Annotated in this window: 14 protein-coding genes; 11 read left to right on the forward strand and 3 right to left on the reverse strand. The window is 34.9% G+C overall.

The features are described 5' to 3' along the window. The first annotated feature begins 47 nt into the window (after positions 1 to 47). Together BQ5367_RS05790 and BQ5367_RS05795 are read left to right on the forward strand one after the other, a co-directional pair. Positions 48 to 584 carry a P-loop nucleotide/nucleoside kinase family protein gene (locus BQ5367_RS05790; RefSeq protein ID WP_071441593.1) on the forward strand — a complete coding sequence of 179 codons (537 nt, stop codon included), beginning with the start codon at positions 48 to 50 and terminating at the stop codon, positions 582 to 584. After that, positions 581 to 976, forward strand: a complete 396-nt coding sequence (locus BQ5367_RS05795) for a secondary thiamine-phosphate synthase enzyme YjbQ (protein ID WP_071441594.1) — start codon at positions 581 to 583, stop codon at positions 974 to 976. The genes BQ5367_RS05790 and BQ5367_RS05795 overlap by 4 nt, the downstream gene beginning before the upstream one ends. 106 nt (positions 977 to 1,082) lie before the next feature. Here BQ5367_RS05795 and BQ5367_RS05800 read toward each other — a convergent pair whose 3' ends face one another. Further along, on the reverse strand, positions 1,083 to 1,979 hold the full coding sequence (locus BQ5367_RS05800) for a hypothetical protein (protein WP_071441595.1): 897 nt from the start codon (positions 1,977 to 1,979) through the stop codon (positions 1,083 to 1,085). Between the two features lie 175 nt (positions 1,980 to 2,154). On the opposite strand from BQ5367_RS05800, the gene BQ5367_RS05805 reads away from it, so the two are divergent. The 6 genes from BQ5367_RS05805 to BQ5367_RS13355 all read left to right on the forward strand — a co-directional run bounded on the left by BQ5367_RS05805 (position 2,155) and on the right by BQ5367_RS13355 (position 6,517). Further along, the gene (locus BQ5367_RS05805; RefSeq protein ID WP_071441596.1) at positions 2,155 to 3,456 is read left to right on the forward strand and encodes an MATE family efflux transporter; all 1,302 of its coding nucleotides are present in this window, start codon (positions 2,155 to 2,157) and stop codon (positions 3,454 to 3,456) included. A gap of 63 nt (positions 3,457 to 3,519) precedes the next feature. Continuing rightward, positions 3,520 to 4,287, forward strand: coding sequence for a SagB/ThcOx family dehydrogenase (locus BQ5367_RS05810; RefSeq protein WP_071441597.1), 768 nt, complete (start codon positions 3,520 to 3,522; stop codon positions 4,285 to 4,287). 10 nt (positions 4,288 to 4,297) lie between these two features. Further along, positions 4,298 to 5,128, forward strand: coding sequence for a hypothetical protein (locus BQ5367_RS05815; RefSeq protein WP_202615271.1), 831 nt, complete (start codon positions 4,298 to 4,300; stop codon positions 5,126 to 5,128). After that, on the forward strand, positions 5,118 to 5,696 hold the full coding sequence (locus BQ5367_RS05820) for an RNA 2'-phosphotransferase (protein ID WP_143052352.1): 579 nt from the start codon (positions 5,118 to 5,120) through the stop codon (positions 5,694 to 5,696). Before BQ5367_RS05815 ends, BQ5367_RS05820 begins: the two co-directional genes overlap by 11 nt. Before the next feature lie 2 nt (positions 5,697 to 5,698). After that, positions 5,699 to 6,079 carry a PHP domain-containing protein gene (locus BQ5367_RS05825; RefSeq protein WP_161940474.1) on the forward strand — a complete coding sequence of 127 codons (381 nt, stop codon included), beginning with the start codon at positions 5,699 to 5,701 and terminating at the stop codon, positions 6,077 to 6,079. 237 nt (positions 6,080 to 6,316) lie between these two features. After that, positions 6,317 to 6,517, forward strand: coding sequence for a PHP domain-containing protein (locus tag BQ5367_RS13355; protein WP_143052353.1), 201 nt, complete (start codon positions 6,317 to 6,319; stop codon positions 6,515 to 6,517). Between the two features lie 66 nt (positions 6,518 to 6,583). Here the strand turns inward: BQ5367_RS13355 and BQ5367_RS05835 are convergent, their stop codons facing one another. Next, positions 6,584 to 7,423: a DegV family protein gene (locus tag BQ5367_RS05835; protein WP_071441602.1), complete on the reverse strand. Its 840-nt coding sequence runs from the start codon at positions 7,421 to 7,423 to the stop codon at positions 6,584 to 6,586. Continuing rightward, on the reverse strand, positions 7,416 to 7,847 hold the full coding sequence (locus BQ5367_RS05840; protein ID WP_071441603.1) for a MarR family winged helix-turn-helix transcriptional regulator: 432 nt from the start codon (positions 7,845 to 7,847) through the stop codon (positions 7,416 to 7,418). The genes BQ5367_RS05835 and BQ5367_RS05840 overlap by 8 nt, the downstream gene beginning before the upstream one ends. A 650-nt stretch (positions 7,848 to 8,497) precedes the next feature. Here BQ5367_RS05840 and BQ5367_RS05845 point away from each other — a divergent pair. The 3 genes from BQ5367_RS05845 to BQ5367_RS05855 all read left to right on the forward strand — a co-directional run bounded on the left by BQ5367_RS05845 (position 8,498) and on the right by BQ5367_RS05855 (position 12,586). After that, positions 8,498 to 10,597 carry an InlB B-repeat-containing protein gene (locus BQ5367_RS05845; protein WP_071441604.1) on the forward strand — a complete coding sequence of 700 codons (2,100 nt, stop codon included), beginning with the start codon at positions 8,498 to 8,500 and terminating at the stop codon, positions 10,595 to 10,597. A gap of 208 nt (positions 10,598 to 10,805) precedes the next feature. Continuing rightward, complete coding sequence (locus BQ5367_RS05850; protein ID WP_071441605.1) at positions 10,806 to 11,774, forward strand: P1 family peptidase; 969 nt, start codon at positions 10,806 to 10,808, stop codon at positions 11,772 to 11,774. Continuing rightward, entirely contained in the window at positions 11,771 to 12,586 is an 816-nt protein-coding gene (locus tag BQ5367_RS05855; RefSeq protein WP_071441606.1) for an aminoglycoside 6-adenylyltransferase, read from the forward strand. The genes BQ5367_RS05850 and BQ5367_RS05855 overlap by 4 nt, the downstream gene beginning before the upstream one ends. Positions 12,587 to 12,625: the final 39 nt, after the last annotated feature.

The raw sequence follows: 12,625 nt of genomic DNA on the forward strand, positions 1-12,625 counted from the left end.
TATGAAATGTGTATAATAATATTAGTATTTATTTGGAGGAAATTGTCATGGAAATCACTCACAAACAGCCTTTATTTATCATAACGGGTGATTCCTGTGTAGGAAAATCAACGATATGTAATGAGCTGTTTAAAAAGGAAAGCGCCTATATTGTCATGGAAAGTGATCTTTTATGGCATGAGATTTATGATACACCTGAAGATAACTACTATGCTTATCGTCAGCTATGGATGAGGGTATGTGGAGCTATATCACAGGGAGGCAAGCCTGTGGTTTTATGTGGCTGTAACACACCTGAGCAGATGGAAAGCCTGCCACAACGCAAGTGGTTTCTCAATGTATACTATCTTGCGTTCATAGCTGATGAAAAAGTTTTGAAAGAAAGACTTAAGAAACGAGAGGTTTATGATGAAAAGTGGATCTTATCATCATTGCACTTCAATCGCTGGCTGAAAGAGAATGCTCATCTTACGCAGCCAAAAATAGATGTTTTAGATATTTCTGATCTGACATTATCACAGTGTGTACAATATGTCGATCAATGGATCATGTGCAAAATAAAAGAAAGTGGGGAAATGATATGAGTTTAGTTAAACATGAAATAAAAAGTGAACGAAGAATGCAGCTAATCAATATTACGGATATAGTTAAAAAGGATTTAGATATTCAAGAGGGTATTTGTGTGGTTTATACACCACATACGACCTGCGGCATTAGTGTTAATGAAAATGCCGATCCATCTGTATGTAATGATATGATCTATGGTTATGAAAAAGTATTTCCTACAAACGATGACTTTTATCATCACATGGAAGGGAATTCAGCTGCTCATATGAAAAGCAGTGCTTTTGGCTGTAATCAAACCTTTATCGTTCATGAAGGCAAGCTGATTCTAGGAATCTGGCAGGGTATTTATTTTTGTGAATTTGATGGTCCACGTAATCGAAGTTTTTATGTGAAAACGATTGAAGGGTAGAAATTGTGTAAAAAATGATTGAGTGAAAGAAGTTATACGTTATTCATAATAAAATAGCAGTATTCATTATATTTGAATACTGCTTATCAGGTTTGGCGATGAAGCTTTAGTGTTTTAGTAATTGCTGGTATTTTGAAAAATCCTCTACTGGAAGCTCTAAAATTTCCATGGCCTTTTTTAAATCAACTTGTAAATGTTTCATAACACTTTGAAGTGATTTTAAGGTTGTTTTCTCAATGCCTTGAGCCAATCCTTCAGCTTTGCCTCGATTTGCCACATACTCATCTAAATTACACATTTCTCGGATCTCCTTTCTCAATTCTTCATTCATTTTAATGCCATAGTCTTTTTCTAGAACTTCAATTTTTCTTTTTTCTTTGATATTTCCATCAAATAATGTCTGCAAGAAACCTAAGCATTCATTCTTGCTTTCCTCACCTAAGTAAAGCAGGATCACTGACAGTTTGTCATAGTCTTTTTTTCTAAGCTTATTGTATCCAAGAAGAACTTTTTTGTCCAGTGAGATTTCTGTTATGCTGCCTCTTTCTTCCTTGGGAGGATTCAGACAGATCCAAATTGAATAGACCTTCTTGAGATTTTCATAATGGGAACTTTTGATCTGATCCTCATACTGCATGGAAAGCATCCTTCCGCCATAATAGACCCCTCTTGCCGATAAAGGATAGTTGGGATAGAAGTCATCCTGAATTTCGATATTGATGTAGAAGTCAATATCCTGATCACTCTCAGGCAGATGTGCCATAAAGAAGATATCAAAAACGACTTTTCCTTCTTTCAGAGTATCATCTTCAAACTGGGTAATGAAAGGTGACAGACGATGGACTTCTTTCTGATTGAAAGAGATATCATGGATACAGTCAGAAGCGATGATGCCGATTGGAATCTTCTTAAATTCTGAGATACAGTGGTGAAGGATATAAGCAAGAAAGAGAGGGCGTGAGAGAACATATTTGCTTTGATAGTCATAGCTTTTATGTTTCATTATAACTGTTACCTCCTACTATTCTTATATGCATCAAAACCATAAAATTCCTAAAAAAAATAATTTATTTTTTTGTGATTAATTTTTAAAAAATATAAATTTTTATGCTACAATAGTAGCTATGAGCGGATTAAGTAAGTCATATTTATTAAATGGGGATATCAAAGCAGGGTTGATGAAATTGGCCCTGCCTTTAATGGTACTTAATCTTGTGAATTCTTTATATAATATCGTTGATACATTCTGGGTTGGCAGGATGGGGGAATTGCAGGTAGGGGCAGTTGCCTTGATTGGGCCGATCATGGGCTGTGGCAGTGCTTTGGTCGTTGGGTTAAGTGCAGCTGGTATTTCAATGATCTCGAAGGCTTTGGGAAGCTCGGATCCTGAAAAGGCGAATGAATATGCAACTCATTTATTAGTCATTGCCATGGTTTTTGGCATTGTAATAGGGGCTGGATGTCTTTTATTTTCTTCGCTGATTTTAGACTGGCTGCAGACACCTGCAGATATCTATCAGGATGCTTCTGCTTATCTGTTTGGCATTTCTTTTGATTTTCTATTTTTGTTTGTTTTGAATATATTTCAAACAATTCGACAAGCAGATGGAGATGGGCGAAGTGCTGTTGTTTTTAATGCAATCGCAGCTATTTTAAATACGATCTTAGATCCATTTTTTATCTTTACCTTACATATGGGAGTTTTGGGAGCGGCAGTTGCGACTGTATTAAGTAAAGTCTTAGTGATGCCTTTTGTGTTTTATATTCTTTTTCATGATCATGATCATGTCGTATGTTCATTTAAGAGCAAAATGAAATGGCAGGTATTCAAAGAACTGATCTTTGTAGGAATTCCAGCTTCATTAGCACAGTTTTTATCTAGTTTTGGATTTGTCTTGATGAATAAGTCAATTGTCGGTTATGGATCAATTGCAATGAGTGCATATGGTTTAGGAAATAAGGTCACTGATCTGTATTATATTCCTGTTAATGCTTTTGGTGGAGCATTAGCGCCATTTATTGGTCAGAATATTGGAGCTGGCAATCGTGAAAGAGCAAAGGAATGTTTCAAACAAGCCATGATCTTAACAGCAATATGCAGTGCCATCGTAATGATCATAGGCCTTTTTGCATCTCGTTATCTTGTCTTATTGTTTGTCAGTGATGCTTCTAATGAATTGATGAATATGACACTTGAATATTGTTTTTATGTTGTTGTGACGATCTTTTTTATGGGGTGGTTTCAGAATATTCATGGTGTATTCAGTGGAGCTGGAAAAACAAGACTCATCTTAATTCTTTCAACTTTTCGTTTATGGGGTCTTAGAATTCCAATGATTTATCTGTTTTATTATTTTACAAATCTAGGACCTGCCGGTATCTGGTGGGCGATGGTCATCAGTAATTTTATTACTTGTCTTGCAGGGCAATTTTTCTATCAGCAATATAGCTGGCTAAAAAATGAACAAAAAGAAGGATAACAGAAATGTCATGCTTTTTCCGTATAAGATATGATATAATCTTTTATCATGGAGGAAGTAAACATGGACGAAAAAGAAATTAAGAGAAGGATCAAAGCTGGCAGGAATTTTATGAAATTCAGAGCTGAAGATGAAAATAGTGATTTTATATCAGATCAGCAGTTAAAAAAACCACAGCCTCCTTTGTGTAAAGAAAAAACCGGCAATTGTTTGATTGCTCTTTCAAAGGATTTCGATGCTTTGAATATCAACAAAGATTTTACTACAATCTTAATGGAAAGAAAAAGTCACCGTATTTTTTCTCAAAAAAAGATGACTTTACTTCAGCTTTCTTATTTATTATATATGACTCAGGGAGTCAAGGGTATCCGAGGAGAAAATTATGCAACGATGCGTACGGTTCCTAGTGGAGGTGCCCGTCATGGCTTTGAAACATATTTGATTGTAAATCAGGTAGAGGGGTTAAAAGCAGGAAAGTATCATTATCTTCCTATGACACATGAACTTGAATTTTTAGGAAATATAGATCATGCAGAAGAAATTATCGATGAAACGCTTGTTGGACAAAAGTGGGCTGTCAAAGCCAATGTGATTTTTTATTGGTCTTTTGTTGCTTATCGTTGTGAGTGGCGTTATGGTATTTATGCCCATCGGCCAGCTTTGATCGATGCCGGACATGTAGGACAAAACTTATATCTGGCTTGCAGTGCTTTAGGACTGGGAACTTGTTGTTTAGCGGCCTTTGATGATTATAAATGCAATGAAACATTTGCACTTGATGGTGAGGAAGAATTTGTGGTCTATGCAGCACCGGCAGGAACGATCGACTAGGAGGAATATGATGAAAAAATCAATATTTAGTCGTTTTATGAAGGCGTTGGCAATGGAGATTCGTGAACATAAAAGTACCTTCATTGTTTATTCTGTATTGCGTCTTGCAGTCATTGCAGTAGGTATCCTGCAGTTTTTTAACGGCAATTATGAAAATGTCTTCTTATGTATCCTGACGCTGATTCTATTAATGGTTCCTAGTTTTATACAGCTTACTTTTAAAGTAGAATTACCGACAACATTGGAAATTATTATTCTGCTGTTTATTTTTGCGGCTGAAATTTTAGGAGAAATAGATGATTATTATCTTCTTTTTCCGTTCTGGGATACGATGTTACATACGATAAACGGCTTTTTGGCTGCAGCGATCGGCTTTTCATTAGTTACTCTTTTAAATGATAGTGAGAAGATCCAGTTTGAACTTTCACCTATATTTGTTGTTATCGTCGCATTCTGTTTTTCAATGACGATTGGCGTTGTATGGGAATTTTTTGAATTTGGAATGGATCAGATATTTGGAATGGATACTCAGAAAGATACAATCATTCATATCTTGAATTCAGTGTCTATAAGTGCTGATGGTTCTATGACGACCTTTAGGGATATAGGTAATGTGGTGATTGATGGAACAGCTTTGCCTATTCATGGTTATTTAGATATAGGGCTGATTGATACGATGCAGGACTTGATCGTTAATTTTATCGGCGCTTCAGTTTTTTCTGTATTTGGCTTTTTCTATATTAAATTTAAAGGGAAGATCAATCTTGTCAATCGCTTTATACCGACAAAGAAAAGCAAAGATAGAGATTATTTAGAAAAGGTTATTAATGATGCTGAATGATATAGATGAAAATAGAATAAAATTAACAAGAATCAGCAAATATATGTCAATGCTTTTACGTCATCACCCGGAAGCAATCGGTTTGGACATGGACGAACACGGCTGGGTAAAGGTAAATGATTTGATTGAAGGTATTCAAGAAAATAAGAGCAAGACGTTTGGTATGAATGAACTGGAAGAAATTGTCAGGACAGATGAAAAACAAAGATATTCTTTTAATGCAGATAAAACATTGATCAGGGCCAATCAAGGGCATTCGATTCAGGTCGATGTTGAACTAAAGAAAAGAACTCCTCCAGAAATTTTGTATCACGGAACGGGTGAAAAATATGTTGCTTCGATCGATCAGCAGGGCTTATTATCGAAAGCTCGATTATATGTACATTTGTCATGGGATATTGAGACCGCTATAAAGGTGGGAAAGCGTCATGGAAAAGTAGTAATTTATAAAGTAGACGCTAAAAAGATGGCTAAGGATGGTTATGATTTTTATCTTTCCGTAAACAATGTATGGCTGACTCATGATGTGCCTGTTTTATATTTAAGCAAAGTAGAATTGGATAAATGATCATGAAAAAAGTGGATTTGCATATACATTCCATGTATTCAGATGGTACATATACGGTGAATGAAATCATTGAAAGGGCAAAAGAAAATCAGGTTGAACTCATCTTCATCTGTGATCATAGCTGTATAGAAGCTTATGATGAATTGGAAAATAAAAAGTTAGATGTAAAAATTCTTCCTGGTGTTGAGATTGATAGTGTAGATGATTATATTGATTTTCATATTTTGGGATATAATTTTGATATTCATGATCAGCAATTTAAAAAGTTTATCGAAGAAAATAATTCTCGTCTTGAATTAGTGAATGTAAAGCTGCTTGAAAAAGTGATACGTGATCATCCTGCACTTTCACTTCAGGAATACCGGAATTTTTCTTATGATTGAAAAAAAGGAGGCTGGAAGCTTCTGCATTATTTTGCTGATAAGGGAATTTGTGAAACGATCTGGGATGGCTTTGAAATTTATGCCAGATATCATCATTCTTATGCGGAAGCAAATTTCCCGTCAATTGATGAAGTCTGTGATCAAATTCATAAAGCAAATAGAAAAGCGATTCTTGCTCATCCAGGAAAGACGATTCCTTATCATACACTCAATGAATTTAAGACATATCTAGAGCGTTTGCTGGAACACCCTTTTGATGGCGTAGAATGTTACTATTCATCACATAGTGAAAAGATTACAAATATTTGTCTAGAATTTTGTCATAAGAAAAAAAGAATGATCACTTGTGGCAGTGATTGTCATGGGGAATTTGAGAAGACAAAGATGGGTCAATTGAATATTTCTGGTGATTTTCTTCAGCTAAAAGATTTTATATAAATAAAGGCATCATCTCTCATCTGAGAAATGATGCCTTTTAAAAGAAATTAAAAACACCATGATTATTTATTTTCTTACAAAAGCAATAATTCTTCCACCAGGCCCGGCATGAGAACCGATAACAGGTCCTACGATTCCATGGATCACATTTTCAAAATGAAATTCTTCTTTTAAAAGATTTTCAAATTTATCTAATCCTTCGCTGTTCCCAGTATATCCGATACATACAGGTTCTTGCAGATCAATATCACCAGTTTCATGGATCAGTTCAATGATCTTAGAGATGCTTTTACGAGTACCACGACAATTCGCAAATAATTCAAGCTTTCCGTCTTTGATACCTACGACAGGTTTAAACTTTAATAAAGTTCCTACAGTAGCACTTGTTTTAGAAAGACGGCCTCCTTTGTAGAAATATTCTAAAGTATCTACTAAAGCAAAAATATGAACTTTTTGTTTATAATCTTCTAAGAAAGCTACAATTTCTTCTAATGTTTTTCCTTCATCTCTTAATTGAAGAGCTTTTTCAATAATGATTCTTAATCCAAATGTTGCACTGGCACTGTTTATAACCTGAATTTTGTTATATTCTAGTAGTTCTTTTGCAATCATGGCACTTTGATAAGTTCCACTAACTTCACTAGATAAAGTAATTACTAAGATTTCATCTCCAGCTTCTTTAGCTTTTTCATAGACTTTTAAGAAGTCTTGTGGTGATGGCTGTGATGTAGATGGTGTCAGATCTTTTTCTTCCAGCTGTTTATAAAAGTCTTCTGGTGAAAGTTCAACACGGTCTTTGTATTCATTCCCGTCAACACGTACGATCAGCGGTACGATTTCAATATTCATTTCTTTCGCAAGCTCTAAAGAAATATCGGATGTAGAATCGGTAATAATTTTAATCATTTGTATGTTCTCCTTTTTTCATTTCGTCATCAATCTTAATAAGCATTTTTTCAAGAAGAGCCACTTCTTCAGGGTCAAAGATCTTTTCAATATGATTGAGCGTTTTTGAGATATATAGATCATTTTCCCGATAACAGTCAATAAATTTCTGTGTGACCTTTAAATGTGAAGCACGCTTATCTTCTTTGCTTGGCACTTTAGTCAGATAACCTTTTTCGATCATCTGATTGATCTTATAGGTAGCATTGGGCTGTGAGATTCCCATATAGCTGGCATATTCAAGAATTGTAGGTTCTTTCAACATATGAATAATATCTAAGCTGAAAGCTTCCTGCATGTTTAAATCTTTTGTATTACGGCATAAAGACGCATAGAAATTCATTTTGAAGATGTCATAAACTTTCTGGAATTCTTCTGCTAACATAATCTCCTCCTTAAATACTTAAAATATTTTAAATAAAATATTTTAAGTATATTATATGCCTTTCCTGATAAATGTCAATATAATATAAGTTGATTTTGTATATTGAATGTTTAGGGTAAACATAATATTAGGAATGATTAATATAACTATAAAAAGCGATGTTTTGTTTAAATAATATATGAATGCATTAAATTGCTTTTAAATATAATCAGATATTTTTTTATGATTTTATCTGAGAATAAAATAAGTTTTGATGATGTATAAAATATAATATATTTGTTATCATATACTTTATTTTAGCTGTATTTTATTTATTTTTGTTTTGATTTATATCAATGAATTTTTTATCATGAAGCATGGTTTTTATGATAAAAATCATAGTTAAGAATGAAATATAAATAAATAATAAGAGGGATATTGTTGAACAAAAAAGATATTGACAAAAATCATTGCTGGTGTAAAAATAAGTATATTGATATATATGCAGAAAGGACTTGATAAAGGTGATGACAGACAGAATAACTATGTCAATGATCCTGCTTAAGTTAAAAACTATTTTATATCATAAAGTGCATGCGCCCTTTAAATTAGGGTTAAATTGCGCTTTTTTTCGTTTCTTTTAAAGAATTCGATGAAAGGATGGAGGTAGTATGTTGAAGATGAAACGGAAATTATGGAGCATTCTGGTAGCAGCGTGTATGACTTTTGCATTTATGCCAACAATGGTATCGGCAGCTGGAGGAGAAGCCAGTGCAGACGGAGTAGAATATGCAACTCTTAAAGAGGCCCTGGAAGCCGGAGGGAATGTAAAATTGCTGCAAGATGTAGAAGTTGATTCGATCATTAATGTTACGAAGTCAACAGTGCTTGATCTTGGTGATTATACTATTACAAACAGAGTAGAAAATGAACGTCCTATTTGTGTAAACACAGATAGTTTTACTATTGTTGCTGATGAGGGAGGTATGATCATTCCTGAGGAAAATACAAGTGCTCTTGGTTTTATTAAAGTTGAGGCTGTTTCTGATTTCACTATTAATGGTGGTAATTATACAGGCAATACGAATAATGGTGCTTTTTTCCGTTTTCTAGAAGGAGCATCTGGTGCTAATATTGAATTAAATGATTTAACTGTCACAACCAACAATGATGCATTTTATGTTGCAGAAACATTTGACACGGTTAATATGCAAGTTAATGGGGGAACTTATGAAGTAGACACTAGAGCTTTTTTGGTAGATGTTTATGACTATGAAAATAGCCCGGTCGTATTTGACGGTGTTACGATAACAGCGAATCGAGGCCCTTGTATTGAAATGTCAGGCGCTAATACGACTTTTATTGATTGTAATTTTACTGTTACTGGTGATTTTACAGGCGGTTATACCTGGGCCCGTTGTGCAATTGGTATTGGATATGAAGGAAGAGCAACGATCAAAAGCGGTACTTATATAGCTAATGGATCTTTGATGAAAGAAAATGAAGGATATGGTGTTTATATTTATTCTTCTGGCGGAGAAGTAAATATTGAAGGAGGCAGTTTTTCTGGTGCGTCAGCTTCACTTAAAGCAGATGTCGATAAGAATAATTATGGTAATCCTGCAGTCATTCATGTTATAGGTGGTAATTTTGATGGCGATATTTTAGCTGTGACTAATACAGGATTGGAAAGTATTATAATTGATGGAGGAGAATTTACAGGTATAACAGAAAAAACAACATCGAATACTATAAATAATATATCTGTTTCCGGAGGATCATTTAATCTTTCGATGATGAATTTTGTGGATAGTGAAATAAAATATGAGCTACAAAATAATGATTATTATACATATTATTCTACATTACAAGAAACTATTGATCATGCAGATTCAGAAGCTGTCATTACAGCGATAGATGATGGATCTTCTACTGTTTCATATACTGCTACGTTAGTTTACAATGATGGTACGAATAAAATGGTGCAGATTGTGACTGAAGCAGAAGGTGAAATTGAACTTCCAGCTTTAAATCGTACAGGCTATTTATTCTTAGGATGGGATGATGGAACTGGTTCAATCATTGAGGCAGGTGAGGTTTACGCTTTGACTTCTAATAAGACGTTAACTGCACAATGGAATGAATTAACGAAGATTAAAATTGAAATGAAAGAACCTACATGTACGGAAGACGGTAATATTGAATATTGGTACTGTCCGGAATTAAATCAATATTTTACTGATGAAACATTAACACAAGCTATTGATTTAGAAGATACGATATTAACGGCCAAAGGTCATGATTTTGTTGGCGGCAAATGTACGATTTGTGGTGAAACAGACACGGCTTTTGATCCGGTCATCATTGAGGGTGCAAATAGTATTTATAATGGTGAAGCTGAAGGTCTTGCTTTCCGTTCAAATGCTGACTTTGATCATTTTCTAAGTGTTAGGGTCGATGGTAATGAGGTTGCGGCAGAACACTATATCGTTCAGGAAGGAAGCACCATTGTAACACTTAAAGAGGAATATCTGAATACTTTAAGCAAAGGTAAACATACCCTGGCTATTATATCTGTCACGGGTGAAGCTACAACTGAATTTACGATTGCAGATAATGGTGAGGTACCGACGAGTCCTGTGACTCCTTCAACACCTGATACAGGGGATCATTCAAAAAACTTAATGTGGATTATGATCGCACTGTTGTCATGCATAGGTTTAAGCAGTAGTATTCTTTATAAGAGAAAGTTAAATAAAAATAGTTATTAATTGCATAGAATATGATCAAAAAGATGGATACATGATCTCTGATTTTAATCCATCTTTTTTGATTAGCTAAAACATGGATAAATATTCTAGTAAAAATGATTATAAGTATAAGGGTGTCAATATAGTTTTTCTGATGTCTGATTTATCCCATATCTGTTTTATGATAGAATAAGTTTATATAGAAGAAAGCAAGAAAGCAGGTGGAAAAATGAGTGAATGGCAAGAAATTAGCCTACATGATATGAAAGGTATTCGAATCGGTCATGCCCAGGATGAAGAACATGCAACAGGATGCAGTGTGATCATTTGTGAGAAAAAGGCGGTCTGTGGTGTTGATGTGCGTGGCGGCGGTCCTGCCTCCAGGGAAACTGAACTCTTGAGGCCAACAGCTAGCAATGATGGAATACATGGTTTATTGTTAAGCGGCGGCAGCGCTTATGGTTTGGAGGCAGCAGGTGGTGTCATGAAGTATTTAGAGGAACATAAGATTGGCTTAAAGGTAGGAAAATCACTAGTGCCAATCGTTGTTGGCTCTTGTATCTTTGATTTAGGATGTGTGGATGATCAGGTTCGTCCAGATGCTGCCATGGGGTATGCGGCCTGTGTAGATAGTGAAAAAAATCTAGAGCGCAATGGCAATGTTGGCGCCGGCATGGGAGCTACAGTAGGAAAGATACGTGGCGATAACTTTGCGATGAAATCCGGGCTGGGATGTTATGCTGTACAGACTGGCCGTTTGCAGGTAGGAGCTATAGTCGTTGTGAATGCCATAGGCGATGTTTTTGAGATGGATTCCAATCATCAGTTAGCAGGTCTTTTGAATGTGAAAAAAGATGGTATGGTTAGCAGTGAGCAAGAAGCTGTCAAATTGCTTCAGATCGCAAGTAAATTCTCTTTTAATACGACGATTGGAGCCATTGTAACCAATGCAGCTTTAGATAAGACACAAATGAATAAGGTAGCAGCTATGGCGAGCAATGGTCTTGCACGTACGATACGCCCGCTCAATACTTCCATGGATGGGGATTCAATTTATGCATTGGCAACCGGTAAAATAAAGTCAAGCCCGGATGTTGTTGGTACACTGGCGGCTTATGTTTTAGGAAAGGCTGTAAATCGTGCAGTATTAGAAACCGAAGAAAAGTATGGTTATAAGGCAGCTAGGAGCTTTCTATGAGAAGTCATAGTGAAATGATGAAACTGATCTTTTCTAAAGCTGAAGATGAACGCATTTTACTAGTAACCCAGGAGGGAAGCCGTAATAGCAATGAGGCAGATGCTTTTAGTGATTATGATATTACTTATTTTGTAGAAGATATTGACACTTTTGATGATACTTTTATTGAAGATTTTGGGGAAATCATGATTCTTCAAAAACCAGAAGCCATGGCTTGTTTAAAACATGCGAAAACTTATTTAATGATGTTTCAGGATGGGAATCGTATTGATTTAAAAATAGCCCCTCTTTGGGATCTTGAAACCTATTTGCATGAAGAAAATGTCCATGTTCTGTTAGATAAGAGAAATCTTTGTTTACAAAAGGATTATATCAATCATACTTATGAAATAGAAATGCTTTCTTATTCAGATGCTTTAGCATGCATCAATGAATTTTACTGGATCTCACTTTATGTACTAAAAGGAATTTTACGCCATGACCTTTTATATGCAAATTATTATTTTACTCATATCTGCATGGAAGAATGCCTGAAGATGATGAGCTTTGATATTCAGCTTCAACATCAAGAAAAACTAAAACTTGGAAAATGTTATAAAAGGATTTTTGAATATATAGATCATCGTGATCATGAGTTGATGAATAAATGGTTTCATACAGCTAGTACTCTAGAAATGGGTGAAGCTTTATTATCATGTATGTATCTATTTAAATCTTATGCCAAGGATGCTTTTTCACGATCAGGATGGACGATGCCAAAGGAAGTAGACAGGGTCGAGAGATATATTTCTAAGAAATTAAGTAAAAAGTAAGATTTGTTTATTGTGTTTGGAGGACGATGATGGTCATAC

Source organism: Traorella massiliensis (genome assembly GCF_900104665.1).
GTDB classification, from domain to species: domain Bacteria; phylum Bacillota_I; class Bacilli_A; order Erysipelotrichales; family Erysipelotrichaceae; genus Traorella; species Traorella massiliensis.